This window comes from Sphingomonas sp. GW822-FHT03G08 (assembly GCF_058801135.1).
The window spans coordinates 2,260,156-2,282,579 of record NZ_JBXAMZ010000001.1; the positions used below are offsets into that span (position 1 = coordinate 2,260,156).

25 protein-coding genes and 1 tRNA gene are annotated in these 22,424 nt (G+C 68.4%); 23 read left to right on the forward strand and 3 right to left on the reverse strand.

All coding sequences use genetic code 11. The annotated features are described in order from the left end of the window. The first annotated feature begins 7 nt into the window (after positions 1 to 7). The 3 genes from AC1RJ5_RS10285 to AC1RJ5_RS10295 are packed head-to-tail and all read left to right on the forward strand — an operon-like array spanning position 8 to position 1,784. Entirely contained in the window at positions 8 to 364 is a 357-nt protein-coding gene (locus AC1RJ5_RS10285; protein WP_269573974.1) for a DUF1428 domain-containing protein, read from the forward strand. Then, positions 361 to 1,146 carry a VOC family protein gene (locus AC1RJ5_RS10290; protein WP_493113156.1) on the forward strand — a complete coding sequence of 262 codons (786 nt, stop codon included), beginning with the start codon at positions 361 to 363 and terminating at the stop codon, positions 1,144 to 1,146. The genes AC1RJ5_RS10285 and AC1RJ5_RS10290 overlap by 4 nt, the downstream gene beginning before the upstream one ends. Next, the gene (locus AC1RJ5_RS10295) at positions 1,143 to 1,784 is read left to right on the forward strand and encodes a glutathione S-transferase family protein (protein WP_493113158.1); all 642 of its coding nucleotides are present in this window, start codon (positions 1,143 to 1,145) and stop codon (positions 1,782 to 1,784) included. Before AC1RJ5_RS10290 ends, AC1RJ5_RS10295 begins: the two co-directional genes overlap by 4 nt. A gap of 57 nt (positions 1,785 to 1,841) precedes the next feature. Here the strand turns inward: AC1RJ5_RS10295 and AC1RJ5_RS10300 are convergent, their stop codons facing one another. Further along, positions 1,842 to 2,456 carry a J domain-containing protein gene (locus tag AC1RJ5_RS10300; RefSeq protein WP_493113160.1) on the reverse strand — a complete coding sequence of 205 codons (615 nt, stop codon included), beginning with the start codon at positions 2,454 to 2,456 and terminating at the stop codon, positions 1,842 to 1,844. A 36-nt stretch (positions 2,457 to 2,492) separates the two neighbouring features. Between AC1RJ5_RS10300 and AC1RJ5_RS10305 the strand changes: the two genes are divergently transcribed. The 3 genes from AC1RJ5_RS10305 (at position 2,493) to AC1RJ5_RS10315 (ending at position 4,850) form a co-directional block, all read left to right on the forward strand. After that, positions 2,493 to 2,777, forward strand: coding sequence for a BolA family protein (locus AC1RJ5_RS10305; RefSeq protein ID WP_269573970.1), 285 nt, complete (start codon positions 2,493 to 2,495; stop codon positions 2,775 to 2,777). A gap of 85 nt (positions 2,778 to 2,862) precedes the next feature. Next, entirely contained in the window at positions 2,863 to 3,762 is a 900-nt protein-coding gene (locus AC1RJ5_RS10310) for a pirin family protein (RefSeq protein WP_269573969.1), read from the forward strand. 200 nt (positions 3,763 to 3,962) lie between these two features. After that, positions 3,963 to 4,850: an alpha/beta fold hydrolase gene (locus AC1RJ5_RS10315; RefSeq protein WP_493113163.1), complete on the forward strand. Its 888-nt coding sequence runs from the start codon at positions 3,963 to 3,965 to the stop codon at positions 4,848 to 4,850. Positions 4,851 to 4,871: 21 nt separating this feature from the next. Here AC1RJ5_RS10315 and AC1RJ5_RS10320 read toward each other — a convergent pair whose 3' ends face one another. Then, positions 4,872 to 5,966, reverse strand: a complete 1,095-nt coding sequence (locus AC1RJ5_RS10320; RefSeq protein WP_493113165.1) for a DUF2332 domain-containing protein — start codon at positions 5,964 to 5,966, stop codon at positions 4,872 to 4,874. A 64-nt stretch (positions 5,967 to 6,030) separates the two neighbouring features. Between AC1RJ5_RS10320 and hisG the strand changes: the two genes are divergently transcribed. The 14 genes from hisG (at position 6,031) to AC1RJ5_RS10390 (ending at position 19,692) form a co-directional block, all read left to right on the forward strand. Further along, positions 6,031 to 6,684: an ATP phosphoribosyltransferase gene (gene hisG, locus AC1RJ5_RS10325; protein WP_184161073.1), complete on the forward strand. Its 654-nt coding sequence runs from the start codon at positions 6,031 to 6,033 to the stop codon at positions 6,682 to 6,684. Then, positions 6,681 to 7,973: a histidinol dehydrogenase gene (hisD, locus tag AC1RJ5_RS10330; RefSeq protein WP_493113167.1), complete on the forward strand. Its 1,293-nt coding sequence runs from the start codon at positions 6,681 to 6,683 to the stop codon at positions 7,971 to 7,973. The genes hisG and hisD overlap by 4 nt, the downstream gene beginning before the upstream one ends. Beyond that, positions 7,973 to 8,362 carry a hypothetical protein gene (locus AC1RJ5_RS10335; RefSeq protein WP_342251063.1) on the forward strand — a complete coding sequence of 130 codons (390 nt, stop codon included), beginning with the start codon at positions 7,973 to 7,975 and terminating at the stop codon, positions 8,360 to 8,362. Before hisD ends, AC1RJ5_RS10335 begins: the two co-directional genes overlap by 1 nt. A 154-nt stretch (positions 8,363 to 8,516) precedes the next feature. Continuing rightward, positions 8,517 to 8,978, forward strand: a complete 462-nt coding sequence (gene nusB, locus AC1RJ5_RS10340) for a transcription antitermination factor NusB (protein WP_269573964.1) — start codon at positions 8,517 to 8,519, stop codon at positions 8,976 to 8,978. Positions 8,979 to 9,117: 139 nt separating this feature from the next. Further along, positions 9,118 to 9,963: a thiamine-phosphate kinase gene (gene thiL / locus AC1RJ5_RS10345; protein WP_342251077.1), complete on the forward strand. Its 846-nt coding sequence runs from the start codon at positions 9,118 to 9,120 to the stop codon at positions 9,961 to 9,963. A gap of 110 nt (positions 9,964 to 10,073) precedes the next feature. Beyond that, the gene (locus AC1RJ5_RS10350; RefSeq protein ID WP_269573963.1) at positions 10,074 to 12,254 is read left to right on the forward strand and encodes a sodium-translocating pyrophosphatase; all 2,181 of its coding nucleotides are present in this window, start codon (positions 10,074 to 10,076) and stop codon (positions 12,252 to 12,254) included. 349 nt (positions 12,255 to 12,603) lie between these two features. Then, positions 12,604 to 14,442, forward strand: a complete 1,839-nt coding sequence (locus AC1RJ5_RS10355; protein WP_493113170.1) for a cache domain-containing protein — start codon at positions 12,604 to 12,606, stop codon at positions 14,440 to 14,442. A 128-nt stretch (positions 14,443 to 14,570) separates the two neighbouring features. Then, complete coding sequence (locus AC1RJ5_RS10360; protein WP_493113172.1) at positions 14,571 to 15,968, forward strand: DcaP family trimeric outer membrane transporter; 1,398 nt, start codon at positions 14,571 to 14,573, stop codon at positions 15,966 to 15,968. 470 nt (positions 15,969 to 16,438) lie between these two features. Continuing rightward, positions 16,439 to 16,657, forward strand: coding sequence for a translation initiation factor IF-1 (gene infA / locus AC1RJ5_RS10365; RefSeq protein ID WP_003049127.1), 219 nt, complete (start codon positions 16,439 to 16,441; stop codon positions 16,655 to 16,657). A 64-nt stretch (positions 16,658 to 16,721) separates the two neighbouring features. Then, positions 16,722 to 17,291, forward strand: coding sequence for a Maf family protein (locus tag AC1RJ5_RS10370; protein WP_493113174.1), 570 nt, complete (start codon positions 16,722 to 16,724; stop codon positions 17,289 to 17,291). After that, on the forward strand, positions 17,284 to 18,228 hold the full coding sequence (locus AC1RJ5_RS10375; protein ID WP_269573960.1) for a ribonuclease E/G family protein: 945 nt from the start codon (positions 17,284 to 17,286) through the stop codon (positions 18,226 to 18,228). The genes AC1RJ5_RS10370 and AC1RJ5_RS10375 overlap by 8 nt, the downstream gene beginning before the upstream one ends. A 1-nt stretch (position 18,229) precedes the next feature. Further along, on the forward strand, positions 18,230 to 18,415 hold the full coding sequence (locus AC1RJ5_RS10380; RefSeq protein WP_269573959.1) for a DNA gyrase inhibitor YacG: 186 nt from the start codon (positions 18,230 to 18,232) through the stop codon (positions 18,413 to 18,415). Positions 18,416 to 18,445: 30 nt separating this feature from the next. After that, positions 18,446 to 18,521, forward strand: a tRNA-Phe gene (locus AC1RJ5_RS10385). 73 nt (positions 18,522 to 18,594) lie between these two features. Next, the gene (locus AC1RJ5_RS10390; RefSeq protein ID WP_269573958.1) at positions 18,595 to 19,692 is read left to right on the forward strand and encodes a LacI family DNA-binding transcriptional regulator; all 1,098 of its coding nucleotides are present in this window, start codon (positions 18,595 to 18,597) and stop codon (positions 19,690 to 19,692) included. A gap of 14 nt (positions 19,693 to 19,706) precedes the next feature. Here the strand turns inward: AC1RJ5_RS10390 and AC1RJ5_RS10395 are convergent, their stop codons facing one another. Continuing rightward, positions 19,707 to 19,886, reverse strand: a complete 180-nt coding sequence (locus AC1RJ5_RS10395; RefSeq protein WP_446745986.1) for a hypothetical protein — start codon at positions 19,884 to 19,886, stop codon at positions 19,707 to 19,709. 191 nt (positions 19,887 to 20,077) lie between these two features. Between AC1RJ5_RS10395 and AC1RJ5_RS10400 the strand changes: the two genes are divergently transcribed. Genes AC1RJ5_RS10400 through AC1RJ5_RS10410 form a run of 3 tightly spaced genes read left to right on the forward strand, consistent with a single transcriptional unit; the run spans position 20,078 to position 22,394 of the window. Continuing rightward, on the forward strand, positions 20,078 to 20,719 hold the full coding sequence (locus AC1RJ5_RS10400) for a peroxiredoxin (protein ID WP_493113177.1): 642 nt from the start codon (positions 20,078 to 20,080) through the stop codon (positions 20,717 to 20,719). 8 nt (positions 20,720 to 20,727) lie between these two features. Further along, positions 20,728 to 21,684, forward strand: coding sequence for a serine O-acetyltransferase EpsC (gene epsC, locus AC1RJ5_RS10405; RefSeq protein WP_493113179.1), 957 nt, complete (start codon positions 20,728 to 20,730; stop codon positions 21,682 to 21,684). Further along, on the forward strand, positions 21,681 to 22,394 hold the full coding sequence (locus tag AC1RJ5_RS10410) for a gamma-glutamyl-gamma-aminobutyrate hydrolase family protein (RefSeq protein ID WP_493113181.1): 714 nt from the start codon (positions 21,681 to 21,683) through the stop codon (positions 22,392 to 22,394). Before epsC ends, AC1RJ5_RS10410 begins: the two co-directional genes overlap by 4 nt. The last annotated feature ends 30 nt before the right edge of the window (positions 22,395 to 22,424 follow it).

The following is a 22,424-nucleotide window of genomic DNA, read 5'->3' on the forward strand; positions in this document are numbered from 1 at the left end:
AGAGATGATGACCTATATCGACGGTTTCGTAGCCCCCGCGCGCGATCGCGAGGCCTATCGCGCGATGGCCGCCAAGGCGGCGCCGGTGTTCCTCGAGCATGGCGCGCTGCAGGTGGTGGAGAGCTGGGGCCATGACGTGCCGCGCGGCAAGACCACCGATTTCTACATGGCGGTGAAGGCCGAAGACGGCGAGACGCCGGTCTTCTCCTGGATCGTCTGGCCCGACAAGGCGACGCGCGATTCCGGCTGGGAAAAGGTGATGGCCGACGAGCGGATGAAGCCGCCGGCCGAGATGCCCTTCGACGGCAAGCGCATGTTCTGGGGCGGGTTCGAGACGATCGTGGACACGGGAGAAGCCAAGTGAACGCGCATGGGAGCTTCATCTGGTACGAGCTGCTGACCAGGGATGCCGGCAAGGCCAAGGCCTTTTACGACTCGGTCTGCGGCTGGAACATCGATGCCCAGCCGGCGCCGGGCGGCATGGACTATCGCATGATCAACGCGGAGGACGGCCAGGCGGGCGGCGTCATGCAGCTGAATGCAGACATGGTCGCCGGCGGCGCGAAGCCCGTCTGGCTCGGCTATCTCGGCGTCGATGACGTCGATGCCTCGGTCGCCGCGGTAGTCGCCGAAGGCGGGCAGGTCCATCTTCCCGCTTTCGACATTCCCGGCGTCGGCCGGCTGGCGATGGTCACCGATCCGCAGGGCGTGCCCTTCTACGTGATGCGCGGTGCGGTGGACGCGACCAGCACCGCCTATCAGCGGATGGGCTTCGGCCATGTCAGCTGGAACGAGTTGCTGGCGCCGGACGATACGGCCGCGCTCGCCTTCTACGCGAAGCTGTTCAACATCGAGAAGGTCGGCGGCATGCCGATGGGCGAGATGGGCGAGTACAGCTTCATCGCCAATGGCGACAGCAAGGGCGAGGCCGTCGGCGCGGTGATGAAGGCACCGCCGGGCGCGCCGACCGGCTGGGGCTTCTATTTCCGCGTGCCCGACATCACCGAGGCGCAGACGAAGGTCGAGGCCGGGGGCGGCACCGTCGTGCAGGGGCCGATGGAAGTTCCCGGCGGCGAATGGGTGATCAACATCGTCGATCCCGAGGGTGTTACCTGTGGCCTGGTCTCGCCGGGCAAGAGCGGATGACGATCACCATCACCGCCTTCGATCGCTCCCCCGATGGCGGCAAGGGGCTGGCCCGCGACACAAGGGTGCGCTGGGCGCTCGAGGAAGTCGGCCAGCCCTATGATGTGCGGCTGGTCACCTTCCCGGAGCTGAAGCAGCCGGCGCATCTGGCGCTCCACCCGTTCGGCCAGATCCCGACCTATGAGGAAGGCGATCTCGCGCTGTTCGAGACCGGGGCGATCGTCTTCCACCTGGCGGAGCGATTTGCGGGACTGCTCCCGGCGGATGCCGATGCGCGGGCACGGGCGATCAGCTGGATGTTCGCGGCGGTGAATACGATGGAGCCGCCGATCCTCGACCTGACCACCGCGAGGATCTTCGAAGGCGACAAACCCTGGGCCGCCGAGCGGTTGCCGCTGGTGCAGGCGCGCATCCGCCCGCGCCTCGACCAGCTGGCCGCGCGGCTGGGCGAAGCCGAATGGCTCGACGGCGATTTCAGCGCGGGCGACCTGATGATGGTCTCGGTACTGCTCCGCCTGCGTCCCTCGGGCATGCTCGACGACTATCCGACGCTCGCGGCCTATGTCGCCCGCGGCGAGGCCCGCCCGGCCTACCAGCGCGCCTTTGCCGACCAGCTGGCGGTGAACACGCGCGCATAGGCACTTGGCTCCACGTCTCCCGTTCCCCGGCGAAAGCCGGGGAGCAGGTCAGGCAACCTAGGCGAACGCCGGCGCGGTCTTCAGGTGCTGGTACGCCTCGATCACGCGCTGGAGTCGCCCCTCATGGCTGCGGTCGCCGCCATTGCGATCGGGATGGAACTTGCGGACCAGCTCCGAATAGCGCTTGCGCAGCATCGTGCGGTCGGCGTCGATCTCAAGGTCGAGGACCTTGAGCGATTCCCGGTCCTTGCCCGACAGCGGCTTGCCGTCCTTGCGCTCGGCACGGTCCTTCATACGGTCCTTGAACCGCGCGCCGATCGCGTCGAGCGGGTCGGCGAAATCGGCCCAGCGCGGCGGGCGGTCGGCGCCGCCGGTGCCGTTGAAGGCACGCGTCTCGCGCTCCCAGCCGGCATAGGGCCGCTGGGCGTCGTGGATCTCGTCCGGGCTCATGCCCTGGAAGAAATTGTAGCCCGAGTTGAACGCGCGGACGTGATCGAGGCACAGCCAGCGATATTCGCCGGGGCCGTCAAAGGTCGCCCGGCTCTCGCCCGCGGGCGCGCGGAACTCGCCCGGCTCGTTGCAGCCCGGCTCGGAACATAGTCTTCCCTGCGCCTCCACCCGGCCGTGGAACCGCGCATTCGGCCTGTCTTTCTTCGGGTGGCTGTCAGCCACGTGACCTCCCTTGAGCAAACCGCCTATATAGGCGCGATGACAAACCCTGCCAGCGGCGGACTCGCCGACATCATCGCTGCCCGTCTCACCGCCGCGCTCGCCCCGACGCATCTCGAGGTGATCAACGACAGCCATCACCATAGTGGTCATCTCGGCGACGACGGCACCGGCGAATCGCACTGGACCGTGGTGGTGGAAAGCCCCGCCTTCCAGGGCCAGTCGCGCGTCCAGCGCCAGCGCATGGTCAACACCGCGCTCGCCGATCTGCTCCAGGCGCGCATCCACGCGCTGGCGATGAAGGTGCGCGCGCCGGGCGAATGAGCGCGACCCGAAAGGGTGGGTTTCCAAACTGTGGCTGTCCGCCGAACATGGCGCAGGCTAGCTATCTGGTGACGAGAGGGCCCTTATGACCGACGAGCTTTTCACCCAGATCATCACGCCCACCACCCATGACCTTGGCGGGTTCAAGGTGCACCGCACCCTGCCCTCCAAGCCGCGGACGATGGTGGGGCCGTTCATCTTCTTCGACCAGATGGGCCCGGCCCGGCTGACCGTCGGCACCGGCATCGACGTGCGGCCGCATCCGCACATCAACCTGGCGACGGTGACCTATCTCTATGCCGGCGCGATCGATCATCGCGATTCGCTCGGCACCTTCGCGACGATCGAGCCGGGCGCGGTGAACCTGATGACCGCCGGCCACGGCATCGTCCATTCCGAGCGCTCGCCCAGCGCCGAGCGCGAGAAAGGCCCCGAGCTTTCGGGCATCCAGACCTGGCTGGCCCTGCCCGAGGACCGGGAAGAGATGAACCCGGCGTTCGAGCATGTCTCGGCCGCCGAGCTGCCGATCGTCGAGGACATGGGCGCGCGCTGCCGCGTCATCATGGGCGAGCTGTGGGGCGCCAGGGCACCGACAACCACCTATGCCCAGACCATCTATGCGGACATCGAGCTGGAGGCCGGCGGCGCGGTGCCGATCGATCCCTCCGCGACCGAGCGCGCCGTGTATCTCGCCTATGGCGATGCCAGCATCGACGGGATCGAGATGGAAGTCTCGACCCTCTACATCCTGCGCCCCGGCATCACCGCGATCCTGCGCTCCGGCAGCGGCGGGCGCGTGGCGCTGTGCGGCGGCGAGGACTTCGCGACGCCGCGCCATGTCTGGTGGAACTTCGTCTCGTCGAACCGCGACCGGATCAACCAGGCCAAGGAAGACTGGAAGGCCGGCAACTTCCCCAAGGTGCCAGGCGACGACAAGGAATTCATCCCGATCCCCGAAGTGCCCAAGACGGTGAGCTATCCCTAGCACCCGCCTGAGCGTCTGCCGCCGCAAGGCGCGGTTTCCCTCAAGGGAAGACGCGCTGGCGGCGATCGCGAAGAGCGGCTGGGAACTGCGCCCCTATCGCTGCGACCGGTGCTGGCAGTACCACCTGACCAGCCGGACCAAGGGGAAGCGCTTGCCGCGCGGCGCCTGATCGCTAGGCTCGCCTGAAAAGGAGAGGCGACATGGCGGAATTCGAGACCCAGCGCATCGCGCTGCCCACCGGGGTGGAGCTGAACGTCGCCCTCGCCGGCGATCCCGCCAACCCGCCGATCGTGCTGCTCCACGGCTTCCCCGAATCGCACCGCACCTGGCGCCACCAGATCGCCGCGCTCGCCCGCGACCATTATGTCATCGCGCCCGACCAGCGCGGCTTCGGCTATTCCTCGCGCCCCGCGGGCGTGGCGAGCTACACGCCCGACAAGCCGGTGGGCGACCTGCTCGCGCTCGCCGACCATCTCGGCATCGGTCCGTTCACGCTGGTCGGGCACGACTGGGGCGGCGCCATCGCCTGGATGGCCGCGCTGCAGAACCCGCAGCGGATCGCCCGCCTGGTCATCGTCAACGCGCCGCACCCGCTGGTCTTCCAGCGCAGCATCTTCGACGATCCCGCCCAGCGCGCGGCGAGCCAGTACATCATTGCCTTCCGCAACCCCGATTTCGAGCAGTTCGTCGAGCGGATCGGGCTCGAGACCTTCTTCGACGAGAGCTTCGCCAAATATACCGACGCGGCGAAGCTGGAGCCGGAGAAGCCCGCCTATCTCGCCGAATGGAGCCAGCCCGGCGCGATGACCGCGATGCTCAACTGGTACCGGGCCAGCGCGATCCTGGTGCCCGCGCCGGGCGAGACGCCCGAGCGGCCGGCATGGCTCGACGCGCCCTTCCCGCCCGTCACCCAGCCCACCCTGGTGATCTGGGCGATGCAGGACACCGCGCTCCTCCCTGTCCAGCTCGACGGGCTCGAGGCGCTGGTGCCCGACCTCACCGTCGTCCGCATCGCCAGCGCCGGCCATTTCGTGCCCTGGGAAAAGCCCGAGCTGGTCAACGAGGCGATCATGGAGTGGCTGTCGTAGCGACACACCCAGTTGCTACCCCTACAACACCACCTGCGCCGCCGCATCCAGCGCGATCCCCTCGGTCGCGCGCGCGTCGCCGGGGCGGACCCAGGCGGCATGGGCATGGGCGGTGGCGACCACTTCGCGCGCCGCGGGGCCGGGCCAGGTCCGGATGCTGACCACCTGCTCGCCCAGCGCCCGGTCGGGCTCCATCGCCACCCAGGCAAGCGGGCGCGACGCCGTGGCGCGCGCCCCCGCGGCTTCCATCGCCGCGCGGATCCGCGCCGTCCGGTCATCGGGGATGTATTGCCACACCACCGAATGCATCAGCACCCGCGTGACGCCCTCGGCCTGCGGCTCGGCCAGCCGCGCCTCCATCCAGTCGGCGGCATCCGCGCGATCCAAAGACACACCCCGCGCCCGGATCATCCCGATCGCCGCCTGCAACCGCTCCAGCCGCTCGGGCTTCTCGGCCCAGACATAGGCGGCGAGCCGCGCTTCGACCGCGGGATCGGTCACGTCGAGCGGCGCGATGTCGCTGCCCCGCGTCGAGACGATCTCCAGCGGCGGCAGCGCTGGCGTCGGCCCCAGCCATTCCGGCGCGATCGTGATCGGCGAGTCCGCCGGCCCCAGCATCGCCCCGCCCAGATCGAAGCGGAAGCGATCGATCAGCAGGTTGAGCCCACCGCTCGATCCGATCTCCAGCACTTCCAGCTTCGGACCCAGGCGCCGCGCCACCTCGACCAGCCCGACGATCAGCGCACCGGAGCGCCCCGCCTCGTTGGTCTGCGGCGGCCCGTCGAGCCAGGGCAGCAAGTCAGCATCGTTGCGCGCCAGCACCCGGTTCAGCGCATCCTGCAGCGCCGCGCCCGAAACCCGCCCGGCGAATATCTCCGCCAGCTCGGCATCCGCCCCCGCCAACACCAGCGCATGCAGCCCGCCGATCAGCCGGAGCGGCAGCGCATCGCGCGTCGGCTCCCCCGTCCAGTCGAGCACCGCCCGCCCCGTCCCGCTGCTCCGGTCGAGCCCGTCGGCCAGCGCCGTGCAGAGTTCGGCGTAGAGGGGCGCCGCCATCTTCCGGCAATAATATTCCTGGATCCGGAACGCCCCGCGGTTCGTCGCTTCATCGGCCAAAAGAAATACCTCCGCGGCCGCTCTGTTGCGCCTGGGGGGTGCCCCGAGTAAAGCCCCGGCTTCGATGACCGAACCGCTGATCCTTGCCGTCCCCAAGGGGCGCATCCTCGACGAGGCGCTGCCGCTGCTCGCCCGCGTCGGTATCATCCCCGAGCCCGACTTCTCGAACGAAAGCTCGCGCGCGCTGCGCTTCAAGACCAACACGCCGGCGATCGACCTGATCCGCGTGCGCGCGTTCGACGTGGCGACCTTTGTCGCGCATGGCGCCGCGCAGCTCGGCATTGTCGGGTCGGACGTGCTTGCCGAGTTCGACTATTCGGAGCTCTACGCGCCGGTCGATCTCGGCATCGGCCATTGCCGCATCTCCGTCGCCGAGCCGGCCGACCTGGCGGTGAAGGACGATCCGCGCGGCTGGAGCCATGTCCGCGTCGCGACGAAGTATCCGCACATCACCCGCGCCCATTTCGAGGCGCGCGGGGTGCAGGCCGAGTGCATCAAGCTCAACGGCGCGATGGAGCTGGCGCCGGTGCTCGATCTCGCGCCGCGCATCGTCGACCTCGTCTCCTCGGGCCGCACGCTCAAGGAGAACGGCCTGGTCGAAGTCGAAGTGATCGCCGAGGTGAGCAGCCGGCTGGTGGTCAATCGCGCCGCGTTCAAGACACGGGCGACCGATGTCGTCCCGCTGGTCGACAAGTTCCGCAAGGCGGTGGCGGCATGATCCGCCTCAACGCCTCCGACGCCGGCTTCTCGGCCGCCTTCACCGATCTGGTCAACGCCCGCCGCGAAGCCGACGAGGATGTCGCGCGCGACGTGACCGCGATGATCGCCCGCGTCCGCAACGAAGGCGACGCCGCGGTCAGGGAACTCACCCAGCGCTTCGACAGGTTCGACCTCGATGCCCAGGGCTGGACGCTCGACCGCGCCGATTGCCTCGCTGCCTGGGAGGGCCTCACCCCCGAGCTGCGCGACGCGCTCGAGCTCGCCGCCGAGCGGATCGCCACCTATCACGCCAAGCAGAAGCCCGAGGATCGCGACGAGATCGATTCGACCGGCATCCGCCTCGGCGCACGCTGGAAAGCCGTCGATGCCGCCGGCGTCTATGTGCCTGGTGGCCGCGCCGCCTATCCCAGCTCGGTGCTGATGAACGCACTGCCGGCCAAGGCGGCGGGCGTCGGCCGGCTGGTGATGGTCACGCCCACCCCGAACGGCGAAGTGAACCCACTGGTGCTCGCCGCCGCGCATCTCGCCGGGGTCGACGAAATCTGGCGCATCGGCGGGGCGCAGGCGATCGCCGCGCTCGCCTATGGCACCGAGACGATCGAGCCGGTCGATGTGATTACCGGCCCCGGCAATGCCTGGGTGGCCGAGGCCAAGCGCCAGCTCTACGGCGTGGTCGGCATCGACATGGTCGCCGGGCCGAGCGAGATCGTGGTGGTGGCGGACAGCCGCAACGATCCGGACTGGATCGCCGCCGACCTGCTCAGCCAGGCCGAGCACGACCCGACCAGCCAGTCGATCCTGTTCACCGACAATGTCGATTTCGCCGACAAGGTCGCCGATGCCGTCGAGCGCGCGCTGGCGAAGCTGGCGACCGAGCGGACCGCCCGGGCGAGCTGGAATGCCAATGGCGCGATCATCGTCGTGCCCGATCTCATCGCCGCGATGCCGCTGGTCGATCGGCTGGCGCCCGAGCATCTGGAGCTCGCCTGCGATGCGGCGGAAGGGCTGTTCGACATGGTGCGCCATGCCGGCTCGGTGTTCATCGGCCGCTACACGCCGGAAGCGGTGGGCGATTATGTCGCCGGTCCGAACCATGTCCTGCCCACCGGCCGCCGCGCGCGTTTCGCCTCGGGCCTGTCGGTGCTCGACTTCATGAAGCGCACCAGCTTCCTCTCGCTCGACCAGGCCGGCCTGGCGGCGATCGGGCCGGCGGCGGTGGCCCTGGCGAACGCGGAAGGCCTGCCGGCGCATGCCGAGTCGGTCGCCATTCGCTTGCGGAACACGTGATGCGCGCGCCCGATCTCGACGAGGATGGCTGGTGCCTGGCAAGCGCGGTGGACTATCACGCGCTCGACGCCGAAGTCTTCGACCTGCCCGACGAAGCGACCCGCACCGGCCTTAAGCCCGGCGACTTCGCCAAGCTGATCTTCCTGATCGCCGTGGAGGAAGACGAGGAGCCGATCACCGACCGGATGTGGGTGGTCGTCCGCGAAACCGCCGATGGCGGCTATTTCGGACTGCTCGATAACGAACCCGACATCGACGAGAATGACGAGTTCTGGCTGGGGACGGAGGTTCCGTTCGGGCCGGAGCATGTGATCGAGGTCCAGCCGGGCAACGCCGAGAGCGTCGCCTATGCCGCACGGACGCCGCTGAAAGTGTGGCCGCGGGGTTGAGTTCATCGTCACCCTGAACTTGTTTCAGGGTCCAACTCTCCCCAAACGATATCCCTCGCGGCTCCTTGGATGCTGAAACAAGTTCAGCATGACGAAGTTGGGCCTATCGCAAGACGCTTTGCCAACTCGCCCGAAGCGACCTATGGGGCGCAGCATGCCAAGCCATCAAGCAAAGTCCCGTTCCAAGGCGCGCGCCGCCGCGCGCCTCGCTGCCGTGCAGGCGCTGTACCAGCACGAAATGGAAGCGGTCTCGATTCCCGCGCTGCTCCACGAGTTCCACAATCATCGCCTGGGCGCGACGATCGAGGACGTGGAATATGCCGAGGCGGACATCGCCTTTTTTGACGACATCGTCACCGGCGTGAGCGAGCGCCGCGACGAGATCGACCGGATCATCGCCGGCAAGCTGACCGCCGACTGGACGCTCGACCGGCTCGACAAGCCGATGCGCCAGATCCTGCGCGCCGGCACCTATGAGCTGATGGCGCGCAAGGATGTGCCCGTCGGCGCCGCGATCAGCGAATATCTCGACGTGACCGACGCATTCTACGACCGCCGCGAGAAGGGCTTCGTCAACGGCATCCTCGATGCCGTGGCCAAGGAAGTGCGGGGTTGATCCCATTCCTCCCCCGGAGGGGGAGGGGGACCGCCGCTAAGCGGTGGTGGAGGGGTAGCGCGCCTCACGCTTCATCGCTCGTGGAGATTACACCTCCACCAGCTTCACTGGTTCCCCTCCCCCTCCGGGGGAGGATTGGATTGTGAACGAAGCCGAGTTCATCGCCGCCCTGCGCACGCTGCCGCTCCACCCCGGCGCGCAGGAACTCCGCGACGACACCGCCATCCTGGCGATCGGGGGCGAGACGCTCGTCCTCACCCATGACGCGATCGCCGAGGGCGTGCACTACCGCCCCGGCACCGATCCGTTCGACGTGGCCTGGAAGCTGGTCGCCACCAACCTCTCCGATCTCGCCGCCAAGGGTGCCGAGCCGGTGGGCCTGCTGGTCGGTGCGGTGCTGGTCGATGGCGCCGAGCGCTTCGTCGAGGGGCTGCGGGCGATCCTCGCCGAATATGACGTGCCGCTGCTCGGCGGGGATACCATCTCGGTTTCGCCGGCCACCTTCGGCTGCACCGCGATCGGCCGGGCGACCTTCACCCCGGTGCCGCGGCGCGACGGCGCGCGGCCGGGCGACGGGCTGTGGATCACCGGGCCGGTCGGCGCGGCGATGCTCGGTTTCGAGACCGGGCAGGGCAGCGCCTATCTGCGCCCGCGGCCCCGGCTGACCGACGGGCAGGCGCTGGCGCCGCACGTGACGGCGATGATGGACGTGTCCGACGGGCTTCTGCTCGATGCCTCGCGCATGGCCGAGGCGAGCGGCTGCACAGCCGATATCACGCTCGCGAAGGTGCCGGTGGCCGCCGGGGCCGACCCGCTGCGCGCGGTCACCTGGGGCGATGATTACGAGCTGCTGTTCGCCGCGCCCGCCGGGTTCGAGCCGCCGGTGCCGGCCGCGCGGATCGGCGGGATGATCGCCGCCGGAAAGGCACCGCTGCTGCTCGATGGGCAGGCCCCGGGAATCGCGCTGGGATACCAGCATCGCTGAGCGGCTTGCGCTGAGGGCACGCGCCCGATAGCCTCCCCCATACCGGGCCTTTTAAATCCGGCACACAGACCGGCGCGGCTCGATATCCAATAGGGGAAGGGCTTGAACGCATGACGATTGTGTACATCGCCATAGCCTGCGGCGTGCTCGCAGTGCTCTATGGCTTGTTGACCAGCCAGCAGGTGCTGAACGCGCCGGCGGGCAACGAGAAGATGCAGAGCATCGCCGCTGCCATCCAGGAAGGCGCCAAGGCCTATCTCGGCCGGCAATATACTACGATCGGCATAGTCGGCGTGATCGTCGCCGTGGTCGTGTTCTTCACGCTCGGCACGCTGCCGACGGTGGCGTTCCTGGCCGGTGCGGTGCTTTCGGGCGCGGCCGGCTTCATCGGCATGAACATCTCGGTCCGCGCCAATGTGCGCACCGCCGAGGCCGCGCGCGGCTCGCTGCAGGGCGGGCTGACGCTGGCGTTCCGCTCGGGCGCGATCACCGGCATGTTCGTGGCGGGGCTGGGGCTGCTCGCGATCGCCGTGCTGTTCTGGTACCTGGTCGGCCCCGCCGGCCTCACGCCCAATTCGCGGGCGGTGACGCTGGCGCTGACCGCGCTGGCGCTCGGCGCCTCGCTGATCTCGATCTTCGCGCGTCTCGGCGGCGGCATCTTCACCAAGGCCGCGGACGTCGGCGCCGACCTGGTCGGCAAGGTCGAGGCGGGCATCCCCGAGGACGATCCCCGCAACCCGGCGGTGATCGCCGACAATGTCGGCGACAATGTCGGCGACTGCGCGGGCATGGCCGCCGACCTGTTCGAGACCTATGTCGTGACGCTCGGCCTCACCATGGTGTCGATCGCGCTGCTGGTGAAGAACCTCGCGCCCGAGCTGCTGCTCAAGCTGATGGCGCTGCCGCTGATCGTCGGCGGCGTGTGCATCATCACCTCGATCATCGGCACCTATATGGTCCGCCTGGGCAAGAGCCAGTCGATCATGGGCGCGCTCTACAAGGGCTTCTGGACCACCGCGATCCTCTCGGTGCCCGCCATCTGGTTCGCCACCCAGTATACGCTTGGCGACATGCATGCGGTGATCGGCGCGCTGCCGGTCGATCCCAGCGCCTTCCTCGAGCCGAGCGACGCGATCACGCCGGAAGCGGCGGCGGGGCTCGCCTCGGGCGCGCAGTTCACCGGCATGAGCCTGTTCATCTGCATGATGATCGGCCTGGCGGTGACCGGCCTGCTGGTGTGGATCACCGAATATTACACCGGCACCAACTATCGCCCGGTCAAGTCGATCGCCAAGGCATCGGTGACCGGCCATGGCACCAACGTCATCCAGGGCCTGGCGATCAGCCTCGAATCGACCGCGCTGCCGACGCTCGTCATCGTCGTCGCGGTGATCGCCGCCTACCAGATCGCCGGGATCATCGGCGTCGCCTTCGCCGCGACCTCGCTGCTCGCGCTGGCCGGCATGGTCGTCGCGCTCGACGCCTATGGCCCGGTGACCGACAATGCCGGCGGCATCGCCGAGATGGCCGGGCTCGAGGACGAAGTCCGCCACAAGACCGACGCGCTCGACGCGGTGGGCAACACCACCAAGGCCGTGACCAAGGGCTATGCGATCGGCTCCGCCGCGCTCGCCGCCCTCGTGCTGTTCGGCGCCTATACGACCGACCTCAAGGAGTTCTTCCCGGACGTCCCGGTCGATTTCAGCCTGAACAACCCGTACGTCATCGTCGGCCTGCTGCTCGGCGCGCTGCTACCCTATCTGTTCGGCGCCTTCGGCATGACCGCCGTCGGTCGCGCGGCGGGTTCGGTGGTCGAGGACGTCCGCCAGCAATTCGCCAACGACAAGGGCATCATGGCCGGCACCAGCCGTCCCAACTATGCCCGCACGGTGGACATCGTCACCAAGGCGGCGATCAAGGAGATGATCGTCCCCTCGCTGCTGCCGGTGCTCAGCCCGATCGCGATCTACTTCATCATCACCGCGGTCGCCGGCCAGTCGCAGGGCTTCGCCGCGGTCGGCGCGATGCTGCTCGGCGTGATCGTCTCGGGCCTGTTCGTCGCCATCTCGATGACCTCGGGCGGCGGCGCCTGGGACAATGCCAAGAAATATATCGAGGACGGCAATTACGGCGGCAAGGGATCGGACGCGCACAAGGCGGCCGTGACCGGCGACACCGTCGGCGATCCCTACAAGGACACTGCCGGCCCGGCGGTGAACCCGATGATCAAGATCACCAACATCGTCGCGCTGCTGCTGCTCGCGGCGCTGGCGGGCCACGGCGCGGGCTGATCCGGGCCACCTGAAACTGAGGGGCCGCCGGCGCGATCCGGCGGCCCTTTTTCATGCCCGATCGGGGCGGGATCGCCCCGCCGTTTTGCGATTGCAAAAAGCGACATCGTCGCCGCGAAGGGCCGATTTTCCCCTTTTCCGGCAATAGTTTGCCACAAATCCCTCCGTAAGAATACGTACGTAAAATTCGTAATTCATGCCGCATCGCGCCACGCACCTCGGCAATAAAATACTGAAATTGCGTGATTTATCGCTACATCATCTGTCGCGCCCACCGCCACAGTTGCAAAAACTGCATCTGTCCCGCCGCCTATAATGATCCCGAAACAGGAAAAAAGGGATCCGGCTGGTGCGATTGAAGATTGGTGCAAGGGTCAATTTGATCGGTGTGGCCTCGTTCCTGGGGCTGGTGCTCGTCACGGTGCTGTCGCTGATGCAGCTGAGCAGCGTCATGCGCGGCGGCATCGCCGACCAGACGCGCAAGACCGTAGAGGTCGCCTACAGCACGATCGCCCATTACCAGGCCGAGGAGCAGGCCGGCCGGATGACCCGCGCCCAGGCACAGGCCGCCGCGCTCCAGGCCGTCTCGGCGATGCGCTATTCCGGCAAGGAATACTTCTGGATCAACGACATGCAGCCACGGATGCTGATGCACCCGATGAACAAGGCGCTGGTCGGCCAGGACGTGTCCGCCACCAAGGATCCGAACGGCGTGCCGGTATTCACCTCGATGGTCGACATCGTCCGCGCCAAGGGCGAGGGCTTTCTCGACTATAGCTGGCCCAAGCCGGGCAGCGAGCAGCCCCAGCCCAAGATCTCGTTCGTGAAGGGCTTCGCGCCCTGGGGCTGGGTGGTCGGCAGCGGCGTCTATGTCGACGACGTGCAAGCCGCCGTCGGCGCCGCCGCGTGGCGCCAGGGCGGTATCGCGCTGGTCGTGATCCTGCTGGTCAACGCCATGGCCTTCATGCTCGGCCGCACGATCAAGCTGCCGCTGGTCGCGATCACGCGGCGCATGCGTGGTCTCGCCGATGGCGACAAGGACAGCGAGATCCCCGGCCTGAGCCGCGGCGACGAGATCGGCGAGATGGCCGGCGCGCTCGAAGTGTTCCGCGAAGCCGCCGTCGCCAAGGAGCGCGCCGAGGCTGCCAAGGCCAAGGCCGATGCGGAACAGCAGTTCGTCGTCGACACGGTCTCGCAGCAGCTCGGCCAGCTGTCGGAAGGCGACCTGACCGCCGAGATCAAGGCCGAGTTCCCGGCGTCCTACGGCACGCTTAAGTCCAACTACAACAAGGCCGTCGGCAACCTGCGCGACCTGATCGGCGCGCTGTCCACCGCCGCGGTGGCGATCCGCACCGGCGCGAGCGAGATCGCCTCGGCCTCGGAGGACCTCGCCCGCCGTACCGAAGCCAATGCCGCGAGCCTCGAGGAGACCTCCGCTTCACTCACCCAGATGCGCGGTCGCCTCGAAAGCTCGAGCGAAGCCTCGACCCGTACCGTGGCCCAGGCCGATGGCGCGATCAGCACCGTCTCGGGCGGCCGTGCGATCGCCGAGGAAGCGGTCCAGGCGATGACCCGCGTCGCCGACAGCTCGAAGGGCATCGACAGCGTGATCGAGGGCCTCGACAAGATCGCCTTCCAGACCCGCGTCCTCGCGATGAACGCCGCCGTCGAGGCGGGCCGCGCCGGCGAGGCGGGCCGTGGCTTCGCGGTCGTCGCCGACCTGGTCTCGGCGCTGGCGATGCGCTCGGAGGAGGAAGCCGGCCGCGCCCGCGACCAGCTGACCGCCACCCAGACCGACATCGTCTCGGCGGTGGACCGGGTCCGCGAAGTCGACGGTGCGCTGGCCGACATTTCGAGCAGCGTCGAGCAGGTCCATGAGCTGGTCGCGAAGATGGCCGAGGACAACCGCGCCCAGTCGAGCACGATCGGCGAGATCGCCTCGGTCGTCTCGGCGATGGACACCTCGACCCAGCAGAATGCGGCGATGGTCGAAGAGACCTCGGCGGCGGCACGCAGCCTCTCGGGCGAAGTCGACCACCTCGCCGACCGCGCCGCCCAGTTCCGCACCGAGGACGCGCCCCGCGCGACGCGATCGGTGGCCAGGCCGGCCGCAGCCGCCAAGCCCCGCCCGGCCGCCGTGCCGATCGCCCGGGCAACCGCGGACGCCGGCGACTGGGCCAGCTTCTAAACCCCAGTTCCCCGGCGAAAGCCGGGGCCCAGGGTTTCTCTGCCGGCTCGCTTGCGACCCTGGGCCCCGGCGTTCGCCGGGGAGCAGTCAACCGATCGCCCAAAGCCCGCTTCTCAAAGGACTCCCCCATGTTCTCGCGCAAATTCGCACCGGCCCTGCTGGCCGGAACCATCGCTGGCGCCTGGGCCACCCCGGCCCTTGCCCAGCAGACCGACAGCGACCGGTTCAAGGCACTCGAAGCGCGTCTGGGCGCGCTCGATGCCGAAGTCGCCGAGCTCCGCAGCGCCCTCGCTGCCGAGCGGTCCAGGAACCCCGGCGTGGTTGCCCCCGCGTCCCTGGACCGCCCCGTGACCGTCGCCGCTGCAACCCCTGCGGCGGCGGTCACGCCTCCCCTCGTCCCCACGCCCAAGGCTCCGGCGAACGTCGGTCCCAGCGTGAAGATCAGCGGCTTCTTCAAGACGGTCGCCTCGTTCAGCCACACCAGCGGCGGCACGATCGCCACCAACACGATCGGCCGCGACTTCTACGTCCCCGGCGCGATCCCGATCGGCGGCCGCTCGGGCGGCACCGATTTCGAGACGCATGCCAAGCAGTGGCGCATCGTCGTCGCGGCGAGCACGCCGGTGGGCGGCCATACCCTGTCGGGCCTGGTCGAGACCGATTTCCAGACCGGTTTCGGCGCCGGCAACCAGCGCATCGTCAACGCCTATAACCCGGCGCTGCGCCGCGCCTTCATCCAGTTCGACGGCTTCCTGGCCGGCCAGGAATGGACCAACTTCCAGTATATCGCGGCGCTGCCGGAGACGACCGACTATCTCGGCCCGAGCGAAGGCACCGTCTTCGTCCGCCAGTCGCAGCTGCGCTACACGCGGAAGCTCACCCCCACGCTCAGCCTGTCGGTCTCGGCCGAGAACCCGGCGACGATGAGCGCCAGCGTGGGCGGCGCGCTGGTCGAGAACGACACCGATCGCCTGCCCGACGGCACCGCGCGACTCAACTGGAAGCTCGGCAAGAGCGAGCTGTCGCTCGCCGGCCTGGCGCGCAAGCTGACCGTGGCGGGCGCCAACAACGATGCCGATGCCACCGGCTGGGGCGTGTCGCTGGCGGGCAAGCTGCCCTTCGGTCCGAACGGCCGCCACGACCTGCGCTTCATGGCGACGCATGGCAGCGGCATCGGCCGCTATGTCGGGCTCAACCTGGTGCCCGACGCGATGATGGCGGCCAGTGCCGGGCGCATCCGGCTGGAGACGGTCGATGTCACCGCCGGCTTCGCCGCGCTGCGCCTCGGCTGGACGGGCACTTTGCGCTCGACGCTGATGGCCAGCTACCAGAGTGCCGACTATCCGGCCGGCCTGATCGATCCCGCCGCCACCGCGGAATCGTGGAGCGGCTCGGCCAACCTGTTCTACTCGCCGATCAAGCCGGTCGATCTCGGCGTGGAGTTCCGCCACGGCCGCCGCGAACTCGTCTCCGGCGCCCACGGCGTCCTCGACCGCTTCGAGATGATCGCCAAGTACAGCTTCTGAGTGGGATGGCGGGGTGCATCATCCCCGCCTCTTTCGCTTCCCCGGCGAACGCCGGGGCCCAGGGTTTCTCTGCCGGATCGCCCGTGGCCCTGGACCCCGGCGTTCGCCGGGGAGCAGGAACTAGTTCCCCTCCCTGCAAGGGAGGGGTTAGGGGTGGGTGAGAAAAGGCCGGGCTCGACGCCCGGTCTTTTCTTTATCTCCACCGGTTAGCTGGGCTCCCCCGGCCTTCGCCGGGGTCGCAACCCACCCCCGGCCCCTCCCTTGCAGGGAGGGGAGCAAGAAGAGCGCCGATCGAAAAATGGTTTGGCCCCGCACCCAAAATCCCCGCCCAACCGGCTGACAATCCCACTCCCGCACCCCATATCGGTGCAAGGCGGGGAACCTCATCGGGTTCTCCGCCTTTCCTTTTCCCGTCTTGCGCTGTAAAGGCACCGCCACTTTAAGCGCGCGCTGACTAGAGAGGCATATTTTTGGCCAAAGAAGAACTGCTTGAAATGCGGGGCCAGGTCGTTGAGCTTTTGCCCAACGCCATGTTCCGTGTTCGCCTCGAGAACGACCATGAGATTCTCGGCCACACCGCCGGCAAGATGCGCAAGAACCGCATCCGCGTGCTGGTGGGCGACGAAGTGCTCGTCGAGCTGACGCCCTACGACCTGACCAAGGGCCGTATCACCTATCGCTTCAAGTGATCCGGGGCACAGCACCGGATCGTCCCGGCGCTGGCCGGGCACCTGAAGCCTGAAGGTCCGCCCCGTGCGGCTCGTACTAGCCTCCACATCGCCGCGCCGACTCGATCTGCTCAAGCGGATCGGGGCCGAGCCCGTGCGGGTCGCGGCCCCCGATGTGGACGAGGATGTCCGCGCCGGCGAGAGCCCGCGCGCCTATGTGCTGCGCGTCGCGGTCGACAAGGCGCATGCGGTGGAGCGCGCGGCCGATGAGATCGTCCTCGCCGGCGACACCACGATCGCGGTCGGCAAGCGCATCCTCGCCAAGCCCGAGGACGAGGCCGATCTGCGCCGCATGCTGAAGCTGCTGTCCGGCCGCCGCCACCATTGCCTGTCCGCAATCTGCCTGATCGGGCTCGACGGCAAGGCGCGCACCCGCATCTCCGACACGATCGTCACCTTCAAGCGGCTGACCGATGCCGAGATCGACTGGTACGTCGCGTCCGGCGAAGGCATGGGCAAGGCGGGCGGCTATGCCATCCAGGGCAAGGCCGAGGCGTTCGTCCGCTATATCGCCGGCAGCCATTCGGGCGTGGTCGGCCTGCCCGTGTTCGAGACGCGGGCGCTGCTCGTTTCGGCAGGCCTCGTACTTGGCTGAGTGGCTCTACGAGGCCGGGATCGGCGAGAACCGCGCCGCGCTGGTCTCGCGCGGCGCCATCTGGAAGGCACGGATCGAGCTTGAGGACACCGGTCCGCGCGTCGATGCGGTGCTCGAGGCGCGGCTGGTCGACAAGGCCGCCAAGCTGATCGCGCTCGACGGCGGCGGCGAGGCGCTGTGCGACCATATCCCCAGGACCGTGACCCAGGGCGCCAGGCTGCGGGTGAAGATCACCCGCGAGGCGATTCCCGAGCCCGGCCGCGCCAAGCTGCCCAAGGCGGTGCCGAGCGACGAGCCCCTGTCCGACGGGCCGACGCTGCTCGATCGGATCACCGCGAGCGGCCTGCCGGTACGGGTGCTGCGCGCGCACGAGCCCGATGCGCTGGAGGAAGCGGGCTGGTCCGAAGTGCTCGACGAGGCGATCACCGGCGAGATCGGGTTCGCGGGCGGCGCGCTGCGCCTCTCCCCTACCCCGGCGATGGCGCTGTTCGACGTCGATGGCTCGGGCAATCTCGAGACCTTGTCGGTCGCGGCCGCGCATGCGGTGGCGCGGGCGATCGAGCGGCTCGGGATCGCGGGGTCCATCGGTATCGATTTCCCCACGCTGGTCGGCAAGGACGCGCGCAATGCGGTGGCCGAAGCGATCGACGCGGCCTTGCCCCAGCCGTTCGAGCGGACCGCGGTGAACGGGTTCGGCTTCCTGCAGATCGTGCGGCGGCGGGTGCGGCCTTCGCTCCCCGAATTGCTGCGCGCCGATCTGGCGGGCGCGGCGACTCGTGCGGAGCTTCGCGTGCTCGAGCGTCTTCCCCCGCCGCCGCCGACTACCCATATGGTGACCAGGAACATCGCCCGCCGCCTCGCCCAGCAGCCTGGCTGGACCGCGGAGCTGGCACGGCGAATCGGCGGGGTGACGGTGTTCACCTCGGCAGGGGATTGAAATGAGCCGGAACAAGGGCTGCCCGGTCTGTGGGCAGCAGGTGGTAATCGAACACGCGCCTTTCTGCAGCAAGGGCTGCAAGGACCGCGATTTATTGCAGTGGCTGGGAGAGGGATATCGAATCCCTGCAGAGCCGGCGCCCCGGGATGTAAATTCGGGGGTGGACAGCCCCGATTCGCCCGACTAAGAGGCGCGCTCCCCGGCACTCGCCGGGCGTGCCCGGGTAGCTCAGTTGGTAGAGCATGCGATTGAAAATCGCAGTGTCGGCGGTTCGACTCCGTCCCCGGGCACCACGTCTCCCAGATGGTGCGGAACGCGTTTTCAGGTGGTGATCCGCCGGCGGCTGTGCCACGAATCGCCGCGAAAATGTCGTCGCTCCCAAAATCCTCGCCGCTGATCGGCGCCCCTGGATCCGAGCCCGCCCGCCGGGCCCCGACGATCGATGATGTGGCGGCCCTGGCAGGCGTCGGCCGCGCCACCGTCTCCCGCGCCCTCAACGACCAAGCACATGTCAGCCCCCGCATGCGCGAGAAGGTACTGCGCGCGGTCGAGGCGCTCGACTATCGGGTGAACCCGCAGGCACGCAACCTGGCGAGCCGGACGAGCAAGACGCTCACCCTGATCAACTGCAACTCGCGCGACGCCCCGCCCAACTCGCATTACTTCGCCGCGATCGAGATGGGAGCCCTACGCGCCGCCGCCGCGGCGGGCTTCGAGCTGCTGACCTACAGCCTGCATATCGAGGACGAGGATCGCGACGATCGCGTCGTCGAGTTGTTTGCCGCAGGACGTACCGCCGGGCTGGTTCTGTCGCCGCCGCTTTCCGCCGATGTCGCGCTCGCCCGCCGGCTGATCGCCCAGGGCTGCCCCGCCGTGTGCATCTCGCCAGGCGACGACGTCTCCGCGCTGCTGCCGAGCATCGGCTTCGACGAGGAGGCGGCCGGCTATGAAATCGCCCGGCACGTGATCGCGGCCGGTCACCGGCGCTTCGGCTATATGCTGGGCATCGAAGGCCATCCGGCGGCCGAGCGGCGCCATGACGGCTTTATGCGCGCACTGGCCGAGGCCGGACTGAGCGCCGATGCGGTAACCGCCCTGCGCGGCGATTTCAGCTTCAAGTCGGGCGTCGACCTGGCCGAAGAAATGCTGGCCGGGCCGCAGCGCCCGACCGCGATCGTCTGCGCCAATGACGACATGGCGGTGGGCACGATGTTCGCCGCGCAGCGCATGGGGCTGGCGCTGCCGGCCGACCTTACCGTGGTCGGCTTCGACGATGCGCCGGTGACCGGCTATATCTGGCCGCCGCTGACCACGATCCACCAGCCGATCCGCCAGATGGCGGCACGCGCGGTCGAGCGCCTGGTCGAGACGCTGCTGCGTGGGCACGGCGTGATGACGCCAGGACTGGAACTGGTCGCGCACCATCTGGTGCCGCGCGATTCGGTGGCGCCGCCCAGGAACTGAGCGGCAGCCCGACGCTACTTCTTGGGGGTGACCCAGACCGATACCGGCACCACCACCTTGCCCGGCGCGGGCTTGCCCACATCGACGCGATCGATCGCGACCAGTTCGCCGCTCTCGAGGTTGAACGAGGCCCAGGGCTTGGGCATGCGGCCGAAGCTCATCTTCTGGATCGGCTGGCCGGTGGTCGAATTCATGACGGTAGCAATAACGGGCATTCGCGTGGCCGTAGCCAGCCGGCGCGGCGGGTGTCCAGTAGCGATGGCGCGCTATCCACAGCCTAGTTTCGGCATGCCCCTGATGAAGCATTTGTTTATTCACCTACTAATTCAGTGGGATATTCTAGCCCCTCGTAACCGGCCTGAGACTCACCGCGCGAGGCTAACCCATGTCGCTCAAGCTTTTTGATACCGTCCCCGACTTCACCCAGGAATCGACCTTCGGCACGCTCAACTTCTACGACTGGGCCGGCAGGGACTGGGTGGTGCTGTTCTCGCACCCCAAGGATTTCACCCCGGTGTGCACCACCGAGCTGGGCACGGTCGCGCGACTGAAGCCCGAATTCGACAAGCGCGGGGTGAAGGTGATCGGCCTGTCGGTGGATCCGGTGGACCGCCATCTCGACTGGGCGAACGACATTGCCCGCACGCAAGGCGCGGCGCTCAACTTCCCGCTGCTCGCCGATGTCGACCGGCGCATCTCGGAGCTGCTCGGGCTGATCCATCCCAATGCCTCGGACACGAACACGGTGCGCACGGTGTTCGTGATCGACCCGCAGAAGCGCGTGCGGCTCACCCTTACCTACCCCGCCTCGACCGGGCGCAACTTCGACGAGATATTGCGCACGATCGACAGCCTGCAGCTGACCGACAGCCACAAGGTGGCGACCCCGGCCGACTGGAAGCAGGGCGAGGATGTGATCATCGTTCCCGCGGTGGGCGAGGAAGAAGCGCGCGCGCTGTTCCCGCAGGGCTGGACCGAGCACACCCCGTATCTGCGCACCGTCGCGCAGCCGGTGCCCGCGCCGTGAACGAGACCGTGACGGCTCCTGCCCTGTCGCCGTTCACGGGCGAGATCGCCCAGGCGGTCTCCGCGCTCAATGCGGCACGCTCGGCCTGGCGGGAACGCCAGGCCGGGCGCCATGCCGTCACACGCTTCCCCTCGCCCACGGCACTGGCCGAGGCGATCGAGCATCTCTCGGCCGCGCTGTTCCCCGCCCGGCTCGGTGGCTTTCGCGGCGGCCCGGCGCGCGAGGACGACTTCGTCGCCGAGCAACTCGCCCAAGCCTTTGCGCTGCTGCGCGAGGAAATCGCCGCCGAGTTCGACTATTGGCAGCGCGAGGCCGACCAGCCCTTCGATCCCGACCAGCCGGAAGCGATAGTCCGCCTGTTCTCCGCGACCCTCTCCGACATCCGCGCGGCGATCGATGCGGACGTGGAGGCGGCGTTCGTCGGCGATCCCGCCGCGCGCAGCGTCGACGAGATCCTGGTGAGCTATCCCGGGGCGTTGGCGATCCGCTATCACCGGATCGCGCACGAACTGCACGAACTGGGCGCAGCGATCGTCGCGCGGATCATCTCCGAGCTGGCCAATGCCCGCACCGGCATCGACATCCATCCGGGCGCGACGATCGGGCAGAGCTTCTTCATCGACCATGGCACCGGCGTGGTGATCGGCGAGACCGCGATCATCGGGCGCAACGTGCGGCTGTTCCAACATGTCACGCTGGGCGGGCGCAGTCCGCTGGGGCTGGCGCCGGCGGGGCCGCGCAGCCGCTTCGCCCGGCATCCGATCCTGGAGGATGACGTGATCGTCTATGCCGGGGCGACGATCCTGGGCCGGGTCACCATCGGGCGCGGCAGCAAGATCGGCGGCAATGTCTGGTTGCTCGACGATGTCCCGCCGCATAGCCTTGTCGTGCAGCCCGGCGCGATCCGACTGGATTCGGCGGAAGCCGACAGCATCGGCGCGCGGCTGGCGGAGCATGGCGCATGAAACCCCTGATCGGAGTCCTTTGCTGCAACGAGTTTTCGGAACGGCCGATCCAGACCGTGGCGAGCCGCTTCATCGCGCCGCTCGCCCAGCTTTCCGACGCGACCGTTCTGCTGGTACCTGCGCTGCCCGACACGGTGGACGCGCGTTCGCTCGCCCGCAAGCTTGACGGGTTGCTGCTCACCGGCTCGCGATCGAACGTCGCCGGGCATCGCTACAGCGACAGCGGCTTGGACCAGACCCCGCTCGACGAGCAGCGCGACGAAGTGGCGCTGGCGCTGAGCGGCGCGATGATCGACGCCGGGCGGCCGGTGTTCGGCATCTGCCGCGGGCTGCAGGAGCTCAACGTGCTGTTCGGCGGCACGCTGCGTGGCGACCTGGACGGGCATCATCTCGAAGGTGAGGAGCGCAGCTTCGAGTGCCTGTTCACCCACGGCCATGACGTGACGCTGACCCGGGACGGCGTGCTTGCCGGCGCCACCGGCGCGGACCGGCTCGCGGTCAATTCGGTGCACCGCCAGGGGATCGACCGGCTGGGGAGCGGGTTGACGATCGAAGCGCTGTCGCCCGAGGACGGGCTGGTCGAGGGCTTCTCCGCGCGCCCCAATGGCGGGCAGGTGCTGGCGGTGCAGTGGCATCCCGAATGGGACGTTGCGCGCCAGCAGGGTAGCCAGGCCTTCTTCCGGCTGGTTGGGGAAGCGCTGGCGGCCTGAACGCTGGCGGCGGTTATCGGATTTGCAACA